Here is a 21,177-nt window from a genome sequence, read left to right as displayed (position 1 = left end):
TAAAGTTGATTATTAATACCAATAATACATATCGTATAAATATATTTGCGGATAGGATCTGGTATCAGTTCATATCTTATCGCAAAACTCAAATTTTAACTAATGAACAAATTCGAAAGCCGTTACGCCCAAAGCCCCAAAGAAGTTAAACAAATGGATACCGCAGCGTTGCGGGAAAACTTTTTGATTGAAAACGTATTTGAAACCAACCAGGTAAACCTCACCTTATCTCATTTTGACAGGTATATTGTTGGTGGTGCCATGCCGGTTGATCAAAAAATAGCATTGCCAAACCCTGATGATTTAAAAGCGAATTACTTTTTGGAGCGCCGGGAATTGGGGATCATCAATGTTGGTGGAAAAGCAATAGTAACAGCTGACGGGGAAACATACGAACTGGATTATAAAGAGGCTTTATATATCGGTAAAGGTACAAAAGAGGTATTTTTCGAATCTGCTACTCCTGGAGAAGCTGCTAAATTATATATCAATTCTGCTCCCGCACACCACACTTACCCTACTAAAAAGGTGAGCAAAGCTGAAGCGGAGGTTGTAGAATTGGGTACGCCTGAAACGGCAAACCATAGAACAATTAATAAACTGCTTGTGAATAGTGTTCTGCCAACCTGCCAGTTGCAAATGGGAATGACCGAATTAAAATCGGGCAGTGTGTGGAATACCATGCCAGCACACACCCACGATAGAAGAATGGAAGCCTATTTCTATTTTGAAGTTCCGAACGGGCAAAGTGTTTGCCACTTCATGGGACAACCGCAGGAAACCCGCCATATCTGGATGCAGAGCGATCAGGCGGTAATTTCGCCAAACTGGTCTATCCATTCGGGAGCAGGCACAAGCAACTACACTTTTATCTGGGGGATGGCCGGTGAAAACTTAGATTATGGCGACATGGATCACTGTGCCATTACCGAACTGAAATAATTTATTTAAAAATACTTCATGGCTAACAACATATTTAATTTAGCAGGTAAAACTGCATTGGTAACCGGCTGTAAAAGAGGGATCGGAAAAGCCATGGCTTTAGCTTTGGCAGAAGCAGGTGCAGATATTATCGGCGTTTCTGCAAGTTTAGAACTGCAGGGCAGTGCTGTTGAGAAAGAAATTTTAGCGCTGGGCAGAAAATTTTATGCTTACCAGTGCGATTTTGGTAAACGCGAAAATACTTTGGCTTTTGCCGCTCAGGTAAAAACTGATCACCCTGTGATCGATATTCTGGTTAATAACGCCGGAACGATCTTGCGCCAGCCAATTGCTGAACATTCAGACGAATATTGGGATGAAGTAATTGCTGTAAACCAATCGGCACCATTTATTCTAACGCGCGAAATAGGCAGGGAAATGATTGCAAGAGGAAGTGGAAAAGTAATTTTTACAGCTTCATTACTTTCATTTCAGGGCGGAATTACCGTACCGGGATATGCCGCAAGTAAAGGAGCAATTGCATCTTTAACAAAGGCTTTTGCAAATGAGTGGGCATCAAAAGGTGTAAACGTAAATGCGATTGCACCTGGGTACATCGCTACTGATAACACTTCTGCCTTGCGTGAAGATCAGGATAGGAGCACATCTATATTATCTCGTATCCCTGCCGGAAGATGGGGTATACCTGAAGATTTTAAAGGACCAACGATATTCCTGGCCTCAGCTGCCAGCGATTATGTTCACGGAACAATTTTAACCGTTGATGGCGGTTGGATGGGACGGTAGGTTAGTCCTTAGTCTGGAGTCCTGAGTCTTTAGTTATGAGTTGGGAGTTTGGAGTAGTGAGTGGTATAATACTCCAAAACCCAAACTCCCAGCTTTTTAAAACCCTGATGCTTTTCAATGCACCTTGGACTCTAAACGCTCAACGCCAAGTGCTTAGCTATTAATAAAGATTATAAATCTCCTTAATATCCTTCAAAATACTTTCAAAATCGATTTTAAGATCGATTAATTTACCAGTGTGGATATCGAAAACCCAGCCATGAACGGTTATTCCGCGTTCAGTAATGGCCTCTTGCACCGCTGCGGTTTTTAACAGGTTAACGCATTGTTCCTGAACATTCAGTTCGACGAGTCTGTTGTAACGCGCACCTTCATCTTCAATGGCATTTAACTCCTCTTTGTGGATGCGGTAAACATCGCGGATATTTCTTAACCATGGATTTAATATACCCATATCAGCAGGTTGCATGGCAGCTTTAACACCTCCACAGTTGTAGTGTCCGCAAACCACAATATGGTTTACTTTTAAGTGACGAACAGCGTAGTTTAAAACCGTCATTACGTTTAAATCTACGTTATTTACCAGATTGGCCACATTTCGGTGCACAAAAGCCTGCCCAGGTTGTATACCCATTAAGTCTTCGGCCGTCACCCGACTATCTGAACATCCGATATACAAAAACTCCGGACTTTGTCCTTTAGATAGCTCGGTAAAATAATTGGGATCAATAGATAGTTTTTCTGCTATCCACTTTTCGTTGTTCTTAAAAACGTCTTCTACATTCATAATGGTGCTTTAATAGCGTTTTGGATAAATAAATTATTGTTAAGCTGTTTTTATTCAATCATAATACCAAAAATAATCTTTTGCTATTAATGCATAGAAATTAAAGGCACTAACAGATAAATTTCTTTTTGATCGCTTTACTAACAAGTTTTATCCCTAAATGTTTACAGATTTGATAGTAGCTTCTTCATATGGGCTGCTTGCAGGGTGTTTTTAAATTCAGATGTATTAAAATCTCCTTTAATGATGATCTGTTTTAAACTTCTGTTAAAACTTCTTACGGAAATGCCCAGATAGGCTGCCATATCTTCTTTGGAAATGGAAATATGCTCATCAGCCTGTAGCTTAAGCAATTTTAAAAGCGCATACTCCAGGGTATATAACTGCTGAAAAGATGCGCGTGTACTGGTTTGTATAATTCTGGTAGACAATTCCTGAAGTAAGAGTATCGTGAATTCACTATTTTTATTAATCAATGAAAGAAAAAGATGATGAGGGATAACATAAGCCGTAACATCACTAATTGCAGCTACATTACAAAGACAATTAATCTTTTTTAGCGCTTCCAGCTCGCCAACCACCTCGCCCTTACCTAAAAACTCGATGATAAAGTCCTTACCGTTTTCTTCAGAAATAAAACATTTGCTGATTCCATCTTTAATGATATAGATATTGCTGATTTTTTCGCCCTGCTCAATAAATTTATATCCTGCTTTAAAGCTTTTAAGCGTCATGTCTGCCTCCTTGTTTTCGGTACAAAAACGTTCTATAAAAGATAAGAAAGTAAGGTTGGTGCGTAGCATATTTATTAGTCGAGACAAATGTCCTTTTTTGAAGGGAATTGTTGCTTTACTTTTGTGGTGCTAAAGTAAGCATAACCATGAAAAATCAGATTACTGTAATTGCTTTTGATGCGGATGACACCCTTTGGGTAAACGAACCTTATTTCCGCGAAACCGAAAATCAGTTTGCAGGCCTTTTAGAAGATTTTATGCCCCACCATAACGTCCTAGCTGAACTTTATAAAACGGAAATAGCCAATTTGCCACTTTATGGTTATGGAATTAAAGGTTTCGTATTAAGTATGATCGAAACTGTTTTACGGATAACGGCCGGTAAAATAGACCCTATTGTGATTAACAGGGCGATAGAACTGGGACAGGAAATGCTTCAGAAACCTGTAGAGCTGCTAGATGGGGTGGAAGAAGTATTGAGGGCCTTACACGGAAAGTATAAACTTGTGGTGGCTACCAAAGGTGATTTATTGGATCAGCAACGAAAACTGACCAAATCAGGACTGGATCATTATTTTCACCATATTGAAATTATGAGTGATAAACAGGAAAGAGATTATCAAAAACTGATCAAACACCTGGACTGTAAACCTGAAGAATTTTTAATGCTGGGCAATTCCTTAAAATCTGATGTTTTACCGGTACTGAATATTGGCGGGTACGCCGTTCACATTCCTTTTCATACTACCTGGGTGCATGAGCATATTGATCATACCATTGAACACGCAAATTTTCACCAGATGGAAAGTCTATCTGAGATTTTACCAAAATTAATGGAATGAAAGAAAAAATAGACATCAATACCTGGATCAGAAAAGATCATTTTAAATTTTTTAGCGTTTTTGAAGAGCCTTTCTTCGGAGTTACTGTCGAATTAGATTGTACCACGACCTATAAAGAAGCAAAAAAACAAAACGTTTCCTTTTTCCTGCTTTATCTGCACAAATCGTTAATAGCCGCCAACCAGGTAGAGCCATTCAGGTACCGCATTATTGATGGTGAAGTTTGGAAATACGATATTATAAATGCCGCGGCCACCATTAACCGCCCGAATGGAACCTTTGGTTTTGGTTATATGGATTTCTATGAGAATTTTGAAGATTTTAGGGAGGCAGCTAATCAGGAAATTGAAAAAGTAAGAAACAGCACCGGTTTAATTCCTTCTTCATCTGGCGAAAATGTAATCCATTACTCGGCATTGCCGTGGCTAAATTTCACTTCTTTATCACATGCCCGAAATTATGCTTACCAGGATAGCTGTCCTAAAATATCTTTTGGCAAGCTTAGAGATGACAACGAAAGAAAAATAATGTCTGTCTCTATACATGTAAACCATGCTCTGATGGATGGATTTAATGTTGCCCAGTTTGTAGATTACTATCAGGCGCTGTTAAATAATGAAGAGGTTAACATTCCTCTTTAATCTAAACCTTCAAGCCTAAGCAGCATTTAATATCCAATTAATATTAGATATTTATTTTCGGTAATGTTTATTACCGCCGTAATTATTCCATTTTACCTTTTGGCTATTGTAGCCATGTGTTATATGGACACTGCATTAAAGGCCGTGATATTTTTTGTGATGTTGCTAATTGCCACATTTGTACTTTTTCTGTTCATTAATTATCCCATGCCATCAGCTTTTGCGGTAATCTGTTTGATGGCATTGTTTGCCTTTAGATTTAAAGATTAATTAAAATTTAAATTATCATTTGCATTCGAGAAAGTATTTGCTATTTTTGCAGCCCAGGCCGGAAGCTTGTTTTTCAATGTGTAGTTAATTTACCATTGGATATAAAATTGGGGGATTAGCTCATTTGGCTAGAGCGCTTGCCTGGCAGGCAAGAGGTGACCGGTTCGAATCCGGTATTCTCCACTACTATAAAAAAACCTTTCAGAAACCTGAAAGGTTTTTTTGTTTACAGAATTCTGTATGTAAATTTTTGTATATCAATCCATTCTGGTTCCTGTTTCTCGATATCTGAAATTAAAAAAGATAACTCCCATTGTAAATAAGGCGAAGCTTGACATCCAAAGCCAATAACCTATATGAAACGCCAGTATTTTTCCTTTCGACCCACTTTCTGCAGCAAGTACTTCGTTCCAACGACTAAAGGAAATTGCTATGGCTGTTGCGAGTAAAGAGAACCACTTACTTTTACGTTTAAGTTTTGGCACAGGTTTATTCAAAACGGAATCTATTTTTACTTGAGTCCTGTTTTCTCGCAGGAAACGGATTATGGCAAACAGTGCAATTGGATTGGCCATCCATATCACGGTTTCAAGCATACCGCCACCCAAAATAGCTATTCCTCCTATCAAAAGTAATTCGTAGCCTTTTGGCGTTTCTATCTGTATGTACTGGTAGCTTAACACCTTAAAAAAGAGAGATGAACAAAATACTGTTATCGGAATTATTATGATCGTAAGTCTAAGGAATTTTTGAGATGTGGTCATTATTTAATGATTGGCTATAAAATAATAAGCGCGTTAGGCATAACATTTACTTTGTAATAATAATATACTTAATTCATTTTGGGAAATTAAACTCCGTACTATTCCTTTAAATATGAAATATTGAGGACTTCAGGTTAAAACCACCGACTATCCAAGTCTTATTATGTGTTTTTTGCACTTTCGCCATAATGATATCTATTCACTAATCAATGATCACCCTTCCACAAAGTTTAACTGATATGTGGTTTTTATGGTAATGCGTAATTTTTTCGATCTAATTCGTCTTTTTCAAAATAACACAGGCACCACCACCTGGAGCAAGTTTTACCAGAACTTTACTGCCAGATGTAACGTTCATTTCTTTTGAGGTATAACCTTCTTTATGCGTACGATAATCAGAATCTTTACTGTCTTGAATAACAGTTGCGCGGTAGTTGCCTTTACTTAAGAAAGATAACGGAATTTCCAGATCGCGTGGCTCTTCGTTAGTGGCTGCACCAACCAACCACGTTCCATCGGCTGATTGCCTGGCCATCGAAATATACTCTCCAATAACACCACTAATGGTTTTACTTTCCCGCCATGGCATCTTTTCAGAAGCGTAAAATTCTAGTATTTCCGGATGTTTTCTGTAATTCTCAGGAATATCAGGAATTACCGTAACACCTGAAAACATGATCAAAGTTCGCGCTGCTTCACCAACCAAAGTAGAGGGAACAGGTGAGGGTTCGTCAACGCGACCAGCCTGAGTAAGGTCTGCCAATCCATTGTTCATGTCAATCGGGCCAGCAAGCATGTTAACAAATACTTCTGTTACAAATGTTTTAGGGGCAACCACGCGATGTGCATCCAGTTGGGCAGGGCCGTATTCTCGTGTGAGCGCATTTGGCCAGGTGCGCATCTGTCCATATGGATGAACAGGGCCATCATGAAAATCGCACAATAAGCGGTATTTAGCACACAATTCTGTGATGAGCTTGGTCCGTATGTTTTTTTCTTCCGGATCGCCAATCATAAAACCATATTTTATTCCTGCTGCACCCCAATCACTGTATTGCTTCAAAGTTTGCTCAATTGGATATTTACGTCCGCCCACATCATTGATATATAGCCAGATGCCAATGCCTCTGGTTTTGGCGTAGGTTATGATTTCATGCACTTGGGCCACCTTGCCACCTTTAACCGGATCTGAACCTTCTGCAAATTCTGGTCCGTACCAATCAGCATCCAGCATCAGGTAACGCATACTGCTTTGCGCCGCGAAATCAACCATGCGCTTCCATGATGGTAGCGACATTTTATACTCGAAGTTATCTACTTTAGCTCCATTAATTCGCCAATCCCATACGGCAACCCCTGGCTTTACCCACGAAAAGTCAATGTTTTTTGCTGGTGGCGGGTTTAATAGCTCTATCAAATGTGAGTCTACCAATTCTCCTGGTGTACGTCCATACATTACAATCCGCCAGGCAGCATTAGCCTTTGAAGCAATTGTAAAGTTTTTTGAACCTTTTTTCGATCCCAGTATTAGCGGCTCACCCTGTTCTAAATCAGCCTCATGTACGGCCATGTAATCATGATCATCAGCTTTTACCGTCATTACTGGTAAACGCTTCCCGTCCACCTCCGTTAGTTTTTCAGGCCCGATATTGTGCAGTTCTCCGTTGTAAAACCATGCAGTGTAATCTCCGCTGAAATTAAATTGCGTTAAATCCCTGGATCTGGGGCTTCCGGCAGGTAGTTGGTATTTAATGGCAAAACCATTATTATATGCCCGTGCAACTATTTTATAGGCTTTTAAATCAATTGTAATTTCATTAAACTGGTCGGGCACGATAGTCCGTTTTCCCCATATAGGTTTCCATACAGTATTCACCGAACGATGGCTTGCCTGGATAAATCCTATTTGGTTTAGAATATCCAAACCTAATGACGATGGCCCGATCAACGTTTTTCCGTATGCGGTAAATGCATAAGAGACATGTTTTAAATCTGAAAAATTGAAAGAAATAAGGAGTTTACCATCAGGTGATTTTAGTGTTTCGGCTCTACGAGCTATTTGTGCAAAAACAGCATTTATACTAAGTGCGAAAAAAGCAATTGCTAAGCAATTTAACTTTAAATATTTAATTTTATTCATAATGCTAATAATCATCAAGGCTATTTAAAACTTGGTGATTTTGGAAAATATAATAAACAAAAGGTATGCGCCGTAATCCGGGGATCTCAGGAAGAATTGATTTCACTGCTTCTTATATTCAGATATTTAGTTAGTTATTTGGCAAGCTATAGTCAAACACAATTAATTGTATGGCTTTAATCCGCTGATACAAAGCTAATTTATGGTAGGCATAAAAAATTGGCACAAATGGACTTTTTTTTATACAAATCCGACATATTAGAAATTTGTTAAAAAGCAGAAAGAATATTTTTTATTTGTTGACAGCTGAATGTTTAACATTTGATAATTACCGCCTTATTTTACAAGCTTGGCTAAGATCTGCAGGAATATAAAAATAGTCTGCTACTGGCTCATCATATAGGAGATGAGTAGAAAAGGATAGGGAATTAAATCTGTGAATTCAAGAATAAGGTTTATTTGTTACTTTGTTTCCCCTGCGTAAACTTCGCATGAATTGCGGTTAAATAAACCAAAAACTATTCTAAATTTGGGCCATAAAATCCAAGCTCATGTTTTTAAAAACAGGTCTGAAGAAGGCTTTAACCTTAATAAGTTTTCTGCTCAGTTCTTACATTGCCTCGGCACAGTTTAATCAATCGGCCTTCGAAAACAGGATCCGTCCCGATAGTAGTTTAGTAAACGAGGTTCATTTTAATTTTTACAATTTAAACTACGTTCGGAATTACGAATACACTAATGATTTCCATGATGGTTATACCTTGTATGGCACACAGCTACAGCCTCAGTTGGTATATTATGCACATCCAAACCTGGCCATCACGGCGGGTGCTTTTATCAGAAAAGATTTCGGACGGAATGGGGTTTCTGATGCCAAACCCTTGTTTAATGTAAAATATCATAAGCGTAACCTTACCTTAATTTTTGGAAGTTTAGAAGGGAATATCCAGCATAAGTATATCGAGCCTTTATATGATTTTGAAAGGATTTTGACTACCCCGATTGAATATGGGACACAACTATTGGTAGAGCGTAAGAAGTTTACTTTAGATGCATGGATTGCCTGGCAAAAAATGATTTATAAGGGCGATCCGGCCAAAGAAGAAATTATAGGTGGATTATCTACAGAGAGTTTTTTAATTAAAAATGACGACTGGAAATTGAGTATCCCCGCACAATTTTTGGCTTTCCACCAAGGCGGACAGATTGATGTGCTGAAAGAAATCCCGATTACTACCATGTTTAATGGTGCTACAGGTATAAAGTTGCATAAAGACATTAACAAAAATATCAAGCAGGTATATACCGATAATTATATTACTGTTTACAAAGATTTTTCTCCTGATAAAAGAAGGGCTTATCAGGGTGGTTTTGGTTTATGGTTAAATGCAGGTGTAGAAAGTAAATGGGGCAGTTTGGTCGCCTCTTACTGGAAAGGCAATAATTTTATTTCGATTAAAGGTATGCCGCTGTATGAGTCGGTTTCCGATAATTTATATAGCCCCGGGTTAAGACAGAGTTCGCGGAATATTGTTTCGTTGCGTTATGCTTATCAAAAAGAACTGATACCGCATTTATACCTTGATGTACGTTTCGAACCACATATCGATCTTGATCATACTGATAAACAACTGCAGTTTAACCATTCATTTTTCTTAACCTATAAGCAGGACTTTAAATTGTTTAAGGCGAAGAAAGGTGAAAGGTAGAGGGTAGAAGGTTTAGGGTTGAAATTCATCCATTTCAAACCCATAGTTTTAAAAAGCTAAGGGATTTGTTATTTTAAGCATTGCCACTGCTTCCTAAACCCGATAGCAGCGGAAACACGAAGGTGAGGAACGAGCCGAGGCTTTGCAGCGGATAGCGGGACTAACACTTCAAAATTGCTCCTGTCTTTGCTTTCCAAATCAAAAAGCTATATCTTTCTGAAAAATATTATATCATTTATCTTGCTGAAAATCAGTTTGATGATTAATAATTTAACTTTATTTAACTTTTTTTCTTACCTCTTGCAACCATTGTTTGTAATCTGCCATCTTCTATATACAAACACACAATGAAATTGACGCGAAGCTATACAATAAACGATTTGATGGAAGGCTGCAAGGCTGGCGACCGGAAGATGCAAGAGTTGCTTTATAAGCAAACAGCATCGAAGATGTTGGCCGTTTGTATGCGCTACGCCAAAGATAGAATGGAAGCTGAAGATGTATTGCAGATGGGCTACATTAAAGTTTTTCAGAAAATTAAGGAATACCGTGGCGAGGGTTCTTTTGAAGGCTGGATTAGGCGGGTGATGGTAAATACCGCTATTGAGAGTTACCGTAAAAATTTACGCAGCTTAAATGTAGTGGAAATAGATGAAGCTTATGAGCAACCATCAACCGGATTTGATTTTAGCCGTTTAGGTATGCAAGACCTGATGAAAGTGATACAAAAACTGGCTGATGGTTACCGGATGGTTTTTAACATGTATGTAATTGAAGGTTACTCACATAAAGAAATTGGCGAGACATTAGGCATCTCAGAAGGGGCGAGCAAATCGCAACTATCGAGAGCAAGAGCAATATTAAAAGAAGAAATTATAAAAATGGAGGGATTTGGTTATGCAACCTATACGGGATAAGGATTTCGATAAGTTATTTAAGGATACTTTTGCTGATGCGGAAGTAACACCTTCAAGAGATTTGTGGAGCAATATAGAAAGCGAAATCGCGCCGAAGAAGAAAAGAATCATACCAGTATATTGGTTGTCGGCTGCAGCGATTTTATTGGTCGCCACGATAGGGATTTTGATTTATCAACAACAAAATACAACCAATCAGGGTAAACAATTGGCAAATAATGTAATTGAAAAAACTAAACCAGAGGTGAAAGAACCGATTGCCCAGGATACGGCAGTTACAACAGTTGAAAGTATTGAGCCCGTTTTACCAGTTAGACCTAAAGTAGTTAACGCTATAGCCAAAACAAAGGTTAAAAAGGAAATCAAGGCAACTGGATTGAAGGAAACACATAGCATAATTACGGCAACTGAAATGCAGAAACAGGAAGCTGTTATAGCGAAAATTGAGGAACCTAAAAAAGATCTTAAAACGAAAATCGAAGAGGCGATTCTGCAACCGAAAGAGGAGATGGTAACGGCGGCTGTTGCAACTCCGGTTAAAACAGATGAGCCTGTTAACGATAATGAACAAAGTAATAAAGGTATCCGTAATGTGGGCGATGTAGTCAACCTAATCGTTAACAAAATGGACAAAAGAAAAGATAAACTGATCCAGTTCCGTACTGATGATGATGATTCTTCTCTGTCATCCATCAATATCGGCCCTTTTAAATTTGGTAAACGGAAGAAATAGCGGTTATCAGTTGGCAGTTTTCAGTTTACAATTTTCAGTTACCAACACTAAAAAATCACAACATTTAAACATTACAACATTAAACATAACAAACACATAAATATGAAACGTCTAATTTATACAACACTTTTGGTAAGCGGACTTGCCGGTGTTATGGCTCCTGGTGCTTTTGCACAACAAGATTCTATCAAAAGGAATAGAAAAGATTTGGATTATGGAATTGTAAAGATAACAAGGGACGGCAAAGACAGCGTAAATAAACAACCCAAAAACGGCCGTTTTGTAGGTGGTATTACCTTTACCCGTGTAGATTTAGGTTTCTCCAGGTTAATTGATAACGGCAGTTTCAATTTATCTCCAAATAACGATTTTTTAGATTATAAAGGTGGCAAAACCAGTACGTTCTCGTTTGATGTGTTACAGTTTGGATACCGTTTCAATTCAAATTTTAAGGTTTACGTAGCGGGAGGATTTGACTGGACTTTGATCCGTTTGAGAAAAGATATTACCATTGCAAAAAACTCAAATGAGTTTGTTTATACAGAATCGCCAGTACATTTTTCTAAAAACCGTTTCTCGAGCAGTTATGTACACATTCCCTTAAATTTTGAATTCCGTACCGCAGAAAACAAAAACGGCAAAAGGTTTTATCTGGTATTAGGTCCGGAGGTTAGCTTTTTGCTAAACGGAAAAATCAAACAGATTAGCGAAGAGCGCGGTAAAGAGAAGCAATATGATAACTACCACTTTCAATCGGTTCGTTACGGTGGTACTGTTAGGTTTGGTTATGGCGGTTTAGGTTTGTTTACCAAATACTATTTCAACGATATGTTTACTACTGCACAGCAAGCCGGCTTAAAGAATATGAGCTTCGGAATTACTTTTGGGTTGAACTAAGCCCTAAATCTTCTAAAAGGGGACCGATCAATTTATTTAGATGAGGTAATCTAAAAAACATAAAGTTAACACACACATGAACAGATCCTGTTTCGGTTAGGCGAGACAGGATTTTTTGTTTAGCGTGTTTTTAGAAACATTTCAGGAGTTAAAACGCTTAATTTACTTTTTTTGTAATCCTTAATATTCCGGGTAACTATAGTTTTGATTAGGCTATTATTTTCAGCTGAAAAATTTTGTAGGGCATCCTCAAAATCCAAAAAATCTGAATCAATTGAGGATATAATAACACTTTTATCAATTATTAAGACATCTAAAAAAGTAAATAAAATCTTAAAATCAGCCAAAATATCTTTATGTTGAAAGTGTTTTCTCAACAAATAGTATGTATTTGCAATAATCAATCCGGTAACAAAACCATTAACAGCCTTGATGGCACATAGATTCAAAATTTTTGATGCATGATCGAGAAATGGCTCTCTTTTTAAAAAAAAGTCGAGCAAAATATCTGAATCTAGTAGAACGTTATCCTTCATTGTTATTTAAGTATTTTTGATACTTTTCATCCTTAATCTTGTCTAATTCTCTTTTATAATCGTAATCATTAGGTAAATCTACTTTTGGACGAAGCATTAAAGACTTTATTAAAGGCGATAACTCATCATCTTTAGCTACAATCTCTTCTTTTTGCGTGATGGCCATCAGATAATTTTCTATCAAAGCCGATAAACTTCTACCTTGCTTTTTTGCATAGGATTTGGCAAGTTTAATAACGGCATCGTTTATCGTTAAAGTTAGCTTTGTATTCATATTTTGTTATTTATTGATATAAAAGTAAATATATATTGTTACACGTGCAAATGAACGTTGCATTACACGTGTAAAATTGCTTTAAGCTTTAGTCTTTCCACTTTAAGCTTATTCACTATCTTTATCACGTGAGCAATATCCTAATCAGCGTTAAAAATTTAACCAAGCAATATCAGGCAGAACAGGCCGGTGGAATCAGAAATGTAAGTTTCGACATTAAAAAAGGCGATGTGGTTGCCATTATCGGCGAAAGCGGTAGCGGGAAATCAACCTTATTAAAATCCATCTATGGCTTGTTAAAAACTGATGAAGGAGAAGTCTATTTCGAAGATAAGCGTGTTAAAGGACCAGATGAGCAGTTGATTCCCGGCCATAAGCAGATGAAAATGGTTACACAGGATTTCTCGCTTAACATTTATGCGAAAGTTTACGATAATATTGCCTCACAATTATCCAATACCGACCTGAAAACCAAAGCTGAAAAAACTTTGGCCATCATGGAGCATTTACGGATTTTACCGCTCCAGAATAAGAAAATTATTGAACTGAGTGGGGGCGAACAACAACGTGTGGCCATCGCTAAAGCCATGGTTTCGGATACGCAGGTGCTGCTTTTAGACGAACCTTTCAGCCAGGTTGATGCTTTGCTTAAAAACCAGCTGCGTGCTGATATCAAACGTATAGCTGCCGAAACTGGTGTGACGGTAATACTGGTATCGCACGACCCTGCCGATGGTTTGTTTCTGGCCGATCAGTTATTGATTCTTCGGAATGGCGAACTTTTGCAAACAGGAAAACCAGCTGAAATTTACCAGCAGCCAAAACACATTTATACGGCTCAAATTTTGGGTAATGCTGTAGTTTTAACCCGTAGTGATGCCGAGAAAATCGGTTTGAAAACACAAAAAGATTTTGTTGTATTTTATCCGGAATGGGCAGAAATCAATAGCAATTGGAGCAGCAGGCGTTTCGAGGTAAAAGATATGTACTACAAAGGTTTTTACGATGAACTTTTATTGGAACGGAATGGTGTGCATATCCGTGCAATACAGCTAAATAGGGAAGAACATAAAAAAAACGATCACGTTCAATTGAATATTACTCGGTTTTTGGAGTTTTAATTGTATTTATAATTTACGTTTAGGCATGAAAAAGTTATAATTATAATTAAAATTTTATATTATATTTGTAATAATTATAATCATAGCTATAATATGAATATACCTGTTGGCGTTTTAAACCGAGATAAATACATTTCCCGAATACAGCCATTCATCCGTAAAAACCTGATTAAGGTATTAGCCGGGCAACGTAGAGTTGGAAAGAGTTATCTGGTTTTTCAGATTATAAACACTATTATTGAACAGGATCAGGATGCAAATATTATTTATATTAATAAAGAAGATCTACAGTTCGATTTTATTCACAATGCAAACGATCTGAATGATTATATCCTATCAAGAGTAAAGCCTGATGTGCATAATTATATTTTTGTAGATGAAATACAGGATATAACTGATTTTGAAAAGGCATTAAGATCACTTTTACTCGATCAAAATAACGATATCTACATTACTGGTAGCAATGCTAAAATGCTTTCAGGAGAATTAGCCACCTACTTAAGTGGCAGATATGTTGAATTTACCATTTACAGTTTGTCGTATTCCGAATTTTTAATGTTTCATAAACTGAAGAATAATGATAAAAGTATGGAACACTATTTTAAATATGGGGGGCTGCCTTATTTGATCAACTTAACGCTGAATGAGCAGGCTTTCGAATATCTTAATAGTATTTATACCACTATTTTGTTTAGGGATGTTGTTTCGAGATATAATTTGAGAAATAGTAATTTCCTGGAAAAACTTGTTCTTTTCCTGGCAGACAATATTGGAAGTTTGTTTTCTGCAAAAAAAATCAGCGATTTTCTTAAATCTCAACAAACTAACCTAGCCCCAAATCAAATACAAACATATACCAGGTATTTGGTAAATGCATATATTATTCACGAGGTAGACCGATATGATATTGTTGGGAAACGAATTTTTGAAACAGGTAGTAAATTTTATTTTGAAAATACCGGCATTAGAAATGCCATTATCGGTTATAGGCCACAGGACTTAGGGAAATTACTTGAAAATGTAGTATATAACCATCTCTTATATTTGGGCTACAAAATAAAGGTTGGTACAATGAATACCAAGGAAATCGATTTTATTGGCGAACGCAAAGGCGAACTTATTTATGTCCAGGTAGCTTTAAAATTAGAGGATGAAGCAACCATTAAGCGCGAATTTGAAAACCTGCTTCAGATTGATGATAATTATCCAAAATATGTAATTACAAATAGCGAGTTTAATGGCAATACCTATCAAGGTATACAACATGTTTATATCCGTGATTTTTTAATGTGGGAATAAAAGACAAAAAAAAAGACTACGTTCAATAGAATATTGGTCAGTATCTGGAATTTTAATTGTAGTTTAATATCTTCAATTAGATTGAAAAGTTATGATTAAACTTTTTTAAGAAATAATAAGACAAAAAAAACGACTATGTTGAATTGAACAATAGTCGTTTTAAGAGTTTTTTAAAAAACTGTTATAATTTAATTTCCCGCATAATCTGATGGAATAATTACAACTTTTACTAAAGTATTATAATTAGGTGGAACTGTAGCTGTTAAATTATTAGTATCCTGAACATCGAACCTTAAACCACCATTGGAAATTTTATAGCTAAAAGCATTGTAATTAAATGTATAAGGCAACTGGATATCACCATTTGGATCGTTGGGGTGCTCAAAATAAACTAGTACGCCTTCATCATCCAATGTTACGCCATCAATTGCTGATAAGGCCTTATTTACGGAGTAACTCCCATTGCTATTACGTAACCATTCATTTGAATTGATCGTAAAATTATAAGTTTTAGCTCTTAGTTCTTGATAGACAGTTTCTTTCTTGCACGAAGCCAGACCTAGTGTGGCAATGCAAAGCATTAAGATGGTAAATTTTTTCATTTTGATTAGTGTTATTTGTGTGTGTGATATTGGTATTACAAATCTTCTGCCAAAAAAATTAACTACCCATTTATGGATTAATTATTGTACAGTTAGCAATAGATACCAATTATAAAATTGCATTTATTTACACCTATGAAAATCTTTTTCCGTCTCTTACCCTGGTTAATTTTAATTGTTGCAGGGTACTTATTTATCTCCAAAAAGTTCAGTATCAATACCACTGTAGAAAGCAAACATCAGCTTCTGGTAGAGAAAATTGAGGCTATAGGTAAACTGGAACTGGTAAGGTACCAGATCAGCGATGTTTTGGAACATAAAAATAAGACAGATTTTTTACCTGAAGCCAGTGTTTTATTGATTATCAAAGCCGAAGCGGTAGGCTGTATCGATCTGACTAAAATTGCGAAAGAAGATATAAGCATTGTTGCGGACACTGCTGTAGTAAATTTACCACAGCCCGAAATCTGTTATGTAAAAATCGACCATAAAAACTCACGTGTTTACGATACGAAAATGGCTTTTTTTCGCGAGGCGAGTTTGGTAGATGAAGCATACAAAGCCGCAGAAAGACAAGTTACTGCTGAAGTTAAAAAATCGAGCATTTTAGCGCAAACAAAAACAAATGCTACCACCGTGCTTAAGCCCATTATTGAGGGGTTGGGCTACAAGAATGTGAGGTTTACCTTTGAATAAGGTAGAAGGTGGAAGGTTTAGGGTTGCACCCGACCTCGGGCTTTCCGACTCCCGACCACGGTCTTATTTTAAAAAATCTTCCCGGTGTGGGTTAAAGACATCAATCAATATCCCATCTTCCAAACAAACCACGCCGTGAAATACATTTGATGGGGCTAAAAAAACATCGCCTTCGTTCAGGATTTTTTTATCATCACCCATGCTTACTTCAAAACTGCCTTTGGCTACGTAACTCATCTGTAAATGCGGATGATTATGAATGGTACCAATGGCATCTTTCTCAAATGCTACTTTAACCAACATCAGGTTGTGATCGTAAGCCATAATTTTTCGTTTTACGCCAGCACCTAAATCTTCCCAGCTGATATCGTGATCAGAAATTAAGGTTTTGTTGGTTAAATCTTTGAAGTTCATTTTTATAAATATATATTAAAAGAGTCGTCGTCTTTCCCTCGCAGGCGGGAATCTTAAAGCTATTGCATTAGGATTCCCAATCAAGTTGGGAATGACGAACCGCTTTTGGGTATTTTGCGAAAAACTTTGCGCCCTTCGATTAAAGATTAGACCCTTAAACCAAATATTCAAACAAAGTCTGATCCTGATTTAACTCGATAATTTCGAATTTAAAATCTTTCATACGCTGTAATAAACTGGCGTAATCATTTTTGTTCGAAAGCTCAATGCCCACCAACGCCGGACCGTTTTCCCTGTTGGTTTTTTTAATAAACTCGAAACGGGTAATATCATCCTGTGGTCCTAAAACTTCATTCACAAATAATTTTAAAGCGCCTGGTCTTTGTGGGAAACGGACAATAAAATAATGTTTTAAACCTTCGAAAAGTAAAGACTTCTCTTTAATCTCCTGCATGCGCTCTATGTCATTGTTTCCGCCGCTAACAACACATACTACCGTTTTGCCGGTAATCTGGTCTTTAAGCTGATCTAATGCAGCGATAGACAGCGCTCCGGCCGGTTCTACCACAATGGCGTCCTCATTATACAGTTTTAAAATGGTAGTGCAGATTTTTCCTTCGGGTATTAAATGCATCTGGTCAAGCAGTTCCTTACAATATTCATAAGTAATGTGGCCGATCCTTTTTACAGCGGCACCATCCACAAAGCGGTCTATTTCATCTAATGTGTAGGGGCCACCATGCTCCATTGCTGTAACCATCGAGGGTGCGCCAAGTGGTTCAACACCAATCAGTTTAACATCGGGTTTAACGGTTTTTAGGTAAGCACTTACACCTGATGCCAGTCCTCCGCCACCTACAGGCATCACCACCATATCTAAATCAGGCAGGTCTTCAAAAATTTCTACGCCTACGGTAGCTTGTCCTTCAATTACCTTTTCATCATCAAAAGGAGGAATAAAAGTGGCAGTTTTTTCAGCGCTGTAAGCAAGCGCTTCTTTTAAACAATCGTCAAAAGTATCTCCAACCAAAACCACTTCCACATGTTCGCCACCGAACATATAAGTTTGTTTTACCTTTTGTTTCGGGGTAATTTCAGGCATAAATATCACACCTTTAATGCCCAGTTTTTTACAAGAGTAAGCCACACCCTGCGCGTGGTTTCCGGCACTTGCACAAACTACGCCGTTTACCAACAGTTCCTGAGGCAGCGAACTGATTTTATTGTAAGCACCACGCAGTTTGTAAGAGCGTACAATCTGCAGATCTTCTCTTTTTAAATAAATATTGGCATTGTAAAAAGAAGAAAGTCCGGCATTAAACTCAAGCGGGGTACGTTTTACCACGTTTTTGAGCCTTTCTGTTGCAGATTTAAAATCTAGTGTATGTGGTGTTGTAGTGTTCATTTTTTATAGTAACTAAGAATCAAATATCTGGTATCAAAACAGATATCTTCTTGTGTTTTTTTGTAAAGCAGGGTTTGTATTCCATCGGTTATTACAGCCCTGCTATTCGTTTCAATCTTTTTAATACAGCTGTGGTGCTGAGGAGCGAAAACCCTGTTTTCTATCGGTTACAGATGCTTCGTGCCTCAGCATGACATCATATTTAAGTTGGCTGCAATTAAAAAGTATTTCCACTGCTATCAGGTTTAGGGAAGCCTAGTCGGTGTGTTAAACTAAAACGCACCAGCTTAACGACAAAACCCTGAATCTTTAGGCCGTTCGTTTGTCGCTTTTAGCTTTTGTCTCTAAACTTTCGGCTTCTAGGCCAGGTGCAGCGCTACCAATTGGTTCAAATCGGCATCGTTAATGCCCTGTTTGCTATCGGCTAAGACCAAAAACTGTTTGTAAACAATATCCAGGTGTTCTTTTTCCAATTGATGGCCTAAACGTTCTAAATGATGTTTTAAGGCATGGCGACCGCTTCTTGCAGTTAATACTATCGTCGCATCAGGAAAACCGACATCTTCGGGTTTAATAATTTCGTAGTTTTCGCGGTTTTTTAAGAAACCATCCTGGTGTATGCCCGAACTGTGCGAAAATGCGTTTCCGCCAACAATAGCTTTATTGGGTTGTACCGGCATATTCATCTGGTTTCTAACCATATGGCTCATTTCGTAAAAGCGGGTGGCATCAATCTGGGTATTTAAACCCAGAATTTTGTGTGTTTTCAAAATCATCACCACTTCTTCCATTGATGTATTGCCTGCACGCTCGCCAATACCGTTAATGGTACATTCCACCTGGCGGGCACCATTTTGTAAGCCAGCGATAGAGTTGGCGGTAGCTAAACCCAAATCGTTGTGGCAATGTACTGAGATTATGGCTTTATCGATGTTTTTTACATTCTCTTTTAAATAAAGAATCTTCGAGCCGTATTGATCTGGCAGGCAATAACCGTTGGTATCCGGAATGTTGACCACAGTTGCACCCGCCGCAATCACGGCTTCAACCATTTTGGCTAAAAATTCGATATCGGCACGGCCGGCATCTTCTGCATAGAATTCAACGTCTTCGACAAATTTTTTCGAATACCTTACTGCTTCTACGGCACGTTCTAAAATTTCTTCGCGGGTACTGTTAAATTTATGTTTGATGTGGAAGTCCGAAGAGCCGATCCCGGTGTGAATACGCGGCCTCTTGGCGTAACGCAACGCATCTGCAGCAACGTCGATATCATTTTTATTGGCGCGTGTTAAGGCACAGATAATCGGGTTGGTTACTGCCTTTGATAATTCAATTACGCTGTTAAAATCTCCGGGACTGGATACCGGAAAACCTGCTTCAATCACATCAACGCCTAAAAGCTCAAGTGATTTAGCGATTTCTATTTTTTGGTTTGTATCTAACTGGCAGCCTGGAACCTGCTCACCATCACGTAAGGTGGTGTCGAAAATATAAACTTTGTTAGGGTCGTGAATCATAATCTTTGATTTAGGAGTTGATTAATTTTTGTGATAAGAATTTCAATACTAACTTTCCCATTTCGGCGGTACCCAAAACTTTAAAACGGTTAGTGCTTTGGTCGGCAATATCGTGCGTTCTGAAGCCTTCTTTTAATACCTGGTCGATGGTATCAACCAATAATTTAGCTTCTTCTTTCAGTCCGAATCCGATTTCCAGCATCAGTGCTGCCGATAGGATAGAGGCTAGCGGATTGGCTAAATCTTTACCGGCAATATCGTGAGCAGAACCATGGATGGGTTCGAAGAAACCAGTACTTTCGCCAACAGAAGCTGAAGCCAGCATACCCATTGAACCTGCAATCTGCGATGCCTCATCGGTCAAGATATCCCCAAACAAATTAGCGGTTAATACCACGTCGAACTTTTTCGGGTTTTTGATCAGCTGCATGGCTGCATTATCGATAAACATATGCTCTGTTTCCACATCAGGATATTGTTTGGCAATTTCCTGAACAGTTTCGCGCCACAGGCGTGAGCTTTCCAGAACATTGGCTTTATCTACCGAGCATAACCTTTTGTTGCGTTGTTGTGCAGCCTGGTAAGCTTTATGTGCAATGCGATCTACCTCATAGCGGTGGTAAATCATCAGATCTGAAGCCGTGTTCCGGTCGTCGGAACGTGTTTTCTCCCCAAAATAAACATCACCCGTTAACTCACGGAAAAACAAAATATCGGTTCCCCTTAAAATTTCGGGTTTAATGCTCGATGCCTGAAGAAGTTCATCAAATAGTAATATCGGGCGGAGATTGGCAAATAATCCCAGTTCTTTACGGATTTTTAAAAGTCCTTGTTCTGGTCTGACTTTTAAACTTGGATCGTTGTCATATTTGGCATGCCCAATTGCACCAAAAAGGATCGCATCGCTTTGCCTTGCTTTTTCCAAAGTTTCGTCTGGCAGGGGTTCGCCGGTAACTTCAATCGCCGCATGGCCCATTAAAGCTTCTTCGAAGTTAAATTCATGCCCAAAAATTTCGGCAATTTTTTCTAATGCTGCTTTTCCCCAAGTCGTGACCTCAGGGCCGATACCATCTCCAGGTATTACTAAAATGTTCTTCTTCATTGTTGACTCCTCTTTTGCTGTTACAGTTTTACCATGATATTAATTT

23 protein-coding genes and 1 tRNA gene are annotated in these 21,177 nt (G+C 38.0%); 13 read left to right on the top strand and 11 right to left on the bottom strand.

The window, feature by feature from the left end; genetic code table 11:
- Positions 1 to 102: 102 nt before the first annotated feature.
- Together kduI and ACIQXP_RS09380 are read left to right on the top strand one after the other, a co-directional pair.
- Positions 103 to 942: a 5-dehydro-4-deoxy-D-glucuronate isomerase gene (gene kduI / locus ACIQXP_RS09385; protein ID WP_387505310.1), complete on the top strand. Its 840-nt coding sequence runs from the start codon at positions 103 to 105 to the stop codon at positions 940 to 942.
- 18 nt (positions 943 to 960) lie between these two features.
- Positions 961 to 1,728 carry an SDR family NAD(P)-dependent oxidoreductase gene (locus tag ACIQXP_RS09380; RefSeq protein ID WP_387505309.1) on the top strand — a complete coding sequence of 256 codons (768 nt, stop codon included), beginning with the start codon at positions 961 to 963 and terminating at the stop codon, positions 1,726 to 1,728.
- A 160-nt stretch (positions 1,729 to 1,888) separates the two neighbouring features.
- Here the strand turns inward: ACIQXP_RS09380 and ACIQXP_RS09375 are convergent, their stop codons facing one another.
- Together ACIQXP_RS09375 and ACIQXP_RS09370 are read right to left on the bottom strand one after the other, a co-directional pair.
- Positions 1,889 to 2,515, bottom strand: a complete 627-nt coding sequence (locus ACIQXP_RS09375; RefSeq protein ID WP_090984958.1) for a carbonic anhydrase — start codon at positions 2,513 to 2,515, stop codon at positions 1,889 to 1,891.
- A 164-nt stretch (positions 2,516 to 2,679) separates the two neighbouring features.
- Positions 2,680 to 3,318 carry a Crp/Fnr family transcriptional regulator gene (locus ACIQXP_RS09370; protein WP_387505308.1) on the bottom strand — a complete coding sequence of 213 codons (639 nt, stop codon included), beginning with the start codon at positions 3,316 to 3,318 and terminating at the stop codon, positions 2,680 to 2,682.
- A gap of 77 nt (positions 3,319 to 3,395) precedes the next feature.
- Between ACIQXP_RS09370 and ACIQXP_RS09365 the strand changes: the two genes are divergently transcribed.
- The 4 genes from ACIQXP_RS09365 (at position 3,396) to ACIQXP_RS09350 (ending at position 5,185) form a co-directional block, all read left to right on the top strand.
- Positions 3,396 to 4,091, top strand: a complete 696-nt coding sequence (locus ACIQXP_RS09365; RefSeq protein WP_387505307.1) for an HAD family hydrolase — start codon at positions 3,396 to 3,398, stop codon at positions 4,089 to 4,091.
- Positions 4,088 to 4,732: a chloramphenicol acetyltransferase gene (locus tag ACIQXP_RS09360; RefSeq protein ID WP_293743637.1), complete on the top strand. Its 645-nt coding sequence runs from the start codon at positions 4,088 to 4,090 to the stop codon at positions 4,730 to 4,732. The genes ACIQXP_RS09365 and ACIQXP_RS09360 overlap by 4 nt, the downstream gene beginning before the upstream one ends.
- Positions 4,733 to 4,795: 63 nt before the next feature.
- Positions 4,796 to 5,002 carry a hypothetical protein gene (locus ACIQXP_RS09355; RefSeq protein ID WP_387505306.1) on the top strand — a complete coding sequence of 69 codons (207 nt, stop codon included), beginning with the start codon at positions 4,796 to 4,798 and terminating at the stop codon, positions 5,000 to 5,002.
- A gap of 109 nt (positions 5,003 to 5,111) precedes the next feature.
- Positions 5,112 to 5,185: transfer RNA gene (locus ACIQXP_RS09350), tRNA-Ala, on the top strand.
- A 74-nt stretch (positions 5,186 to 5,259) separates the two neighbouring features.
- Here ACIQXP_RS09350 and ACIQXP_RS09345 read toward each other — a convergent pair.
- Complete coding sequence (locus ACIQXP_RS09345; protein WP_387505305.1) at positions 5,260 to 5,766, bottom strand: hypothetical protein; 507 nt, start codon at positions 5,764 to 5,766, stop codon at positions 5,260 to 5,262.
- Between the two features lie 274 nt (positions 5,767 to 6,040).
- Positions 6,041 to 7,906, bottom strand: coding sequence for a glycoside hydrolase family 97 protein (locus ACIQXP_RS09340; RefSeq protein WP_387505304.1), 1,866 nt, complete (start codon positions 7,904 to 7,906; stop codon positions 6,041 to 6,043).
- A 551-nt stretch (positions 7,907 to 8,457) separates the two neighbouring features.
- Here ACIQXP_RS09340 and ACIQXP_RS09335 point away from each other — a divergent pair.
- The 4 genes from ACIQXP_RS09335 to ACIQXP_RS09320 all read left to right on the top strand — a co-directional run bounded on the left by ACIQXP_RS09335 (position 8,458) and on the right by ACIQXP_RS09320 (position 12,162).
- Complete coding sequence (locus ACIQXP_RS09335; protein WP_387505303.1) at positions 8,458 to 9,615, top strand: hypothetical protein; 1,158 nt, start codon at positions 8,458 to 8,460, stop codon at positions 9,613 to 9,615.
- Between the two features lie 347 nt (positions 9,616 to 9,962).
- Positions 9,963 to 10,532 carry an RNA polymerase sigma factor gene (locus ACIQXP_RS09330; RefSeq protein ID WP_090984941.1) on the top strand — a complete coding sequence of 190 codons (570 nt, stop codon included), beginning with the start codon at positions 9,963 to 9,965 and terminating at the stop codon, positions 10,530 to 10,532.
- Positions 10,513 to 11,265, top strand: a complete 753-nt coding sequence (locus tag ACIQXP_RS09325; protein WP_293743630.1) for a hypothetical protein — start codon at positions 10,513 to 10,515, stop codon at positions 11,263 to 11,265. Before ACIQXP_RS09330 ends, ACIQXP_RS09325 begins: the two co-directional genes overlap by 20 nt.
- 102 nt (positions 11,266 to 11,367) lie before the next feature.
- Positions 11,368 to 12,162: an outer membrane beta-barrel protein gene (locus tag ACIQXP_RS09320; protein WP_387505302.1), complete on the top strand. Its 795-nt coding sequence runs from the start codon at positions 11,368 to 11,370 to the stop codon at positions 12,160 to 12,162.
- 119 nt (positions 12,163 to 12,281) lie between these two features.
- On the opposite strand, the gene ACIQXP_RS09315 is transcribed toward ACIQXP_RS09320, so the two are convergent.
- Both ACIQXP_RS09315 and ACIQXP_RS09310 read right to left on the bottom strand, forming a co-directional pair.
- Positions 12,282 to 12,698 carry a type II toxin-antitoxin system VapC family toxin gene (locus ACIQXP_RS09315; protein WP_293743626.1) on the bottom strand — a complete coding sequence of 139 codons (417 nt, stop codon included), beginning with the start codon at positions 12,696 to 12,698 and terminating at the stop codon, positions 12,282 to 12,284.
- The gene (locus tag ACIQXP_RS09310) at positions 12,688 to 12,972 is read right to left on the bottom strand and encodes a DUF6364 family protein (RefSeq protein WP_387505301.1); all 285 of its coding nucleotides are present in this window, start codon (positions 12,970 to 12,972) and stop codon (positions 12,688 to 12,690) included. Before ACIQXP_RS09310 ends, ACIQXP_RS09315 begins: the two co-directional genes overlap by 11 nt.
- Positions 12,973 to 13,100: 128 nt before the next feature.
- On the opposite strand from ACIQXP_RS09310, the gene ACIQXP_RS09305 reads away from it, so the two are divergent.
- Positions 13,101 to 14,093 carry an ABC transporter ATP-binding protein gene (locus tag ACIQXP_RS09305; protein ID WP_387505300.1) on the top strand — a complete coding sequence of 331 codons (993 nt, stop codon included), beginning with the start codon at positions 13,101 to 13,103 and terminating at the stop codon, positions 14,091 to 14,093.
- Between the two features lie 93 nt (positions 14,094 to 14,186).
- A complete protein-coding gene (locus ACIQXP_RS09300; protein WP_387505299.1) occupies positions 14,187 to 15,392 on the top strand; it encodes an ATP-binding protein in 1,206 nt (401 codons plus the stop codon).
- Between the two features lie 188 nt (positions 15,393 to 15,580).
- Here the strand turns inward: ACIQXP_RS09300 and ACIQXP_RS09295 are convergent, their stop codons facing one another.
- Complete coding sequence (locus tag ACIQXP_RS09295) at positions 15,581 to 15,994, bottom strand: hypothetical protein (protein WP_387505298.1); 414 nt, start codon at positions 15,992 to 15,994, stop codon at positions 15,581 to 15,583.
- Positions 15,995 to 16,129: 135 nt separating this feature from the next.
- Here ACIQXP_RS09295 and ACIQXP_RS09290 point away from each other — a divergent pair, with 135 nt between their 5' ends.
- Positions 16,130 to 16,690, top strand: coding sequence for a DUF4230 domain-containing protein (locus ACIQXP_RS09290; RefSeq protein WP_387505297.1), 561 nt, complete (start codon positions 16,130 to 16,132; stop codon positions 16,688 to 16,690).
- Positions 16,691 to 16,753: 63 nt separating this feature from the next.
- Here ACIQXP_RS09290 and ACIQXP_RS09285 read toward each other — a convergent pair whose 3' ends face one another.
- From ACIQXP_RS09285 to leuB, 4 genes are all read right to left on the bottom strand, one after another.
- Positions 16,754 to 17,104, bottom strand: a complete 351-nt coding sequence (locus ACIQXP_RS09285; RefSeq protein ID WP_293743616.1) for a cupin domain-containing protein — start codon at positions 17,102 to 17,104, stop codon at positions 16,754 to 16,756.
- A gap of 154 nt (positions 17,105 to 17,258) precedes the next feature.
- The gene (gene ilvA / locus ACIQXP_RS09280; protein ID WP_293743615.1) at positions 17,259 to 18,509 is read right to left on the bottom strand and encodes a threonine ammonia-lyase IlvA; all 1,251 of its coding nucleotides are present in this window, start codon (positions 18,507 to 18,509) and stop codon (positions 17,259 to 17,261) included.
- Between the two features lie 359 nt (positions 18,510 to 18,868).
- Positions 18,869 to 20,029 carry a 2-isopropylmalate synthase gene (locus ACIQXP_RS09275; protein WP_293743614.1) on the bottom strand — a complete coding sequence of 387 codons (1,161 nt, stop codon included), beginning with the start codon at positions 20,027 to 20,029 and terminating at the stop codon, positions 18,869 to 18,871.
- A 10-nt stretch (positions 20,030 to 20,039) separates the two neighbouring features.
- Entirely contained in the window at positions 20,040 to 21,131 is a 1,092-nt protein-coding gene (gene leuB, locus ACIQXP_RS09270) for a 3-isopropylmalate dehydrogenase (RefSeq protein ID WP_293743613.1), read from the bottom strand.
- Positions 21,132 to 21,177: the final 46 nt, after the last annotated feature.

The sequence above is a fragment of the Pedobacter suwonensis genome (assembly GCF_044762335.1).
Classification (GTDB): Bacteria; Bacteroidota; Bacteroidia; order Sphingobacteriales; family Sphingobacteriaceae; genus Pedobacter.
This window is presented reverse-complemented; position numbering and strand designations above follow the sequence as displayed.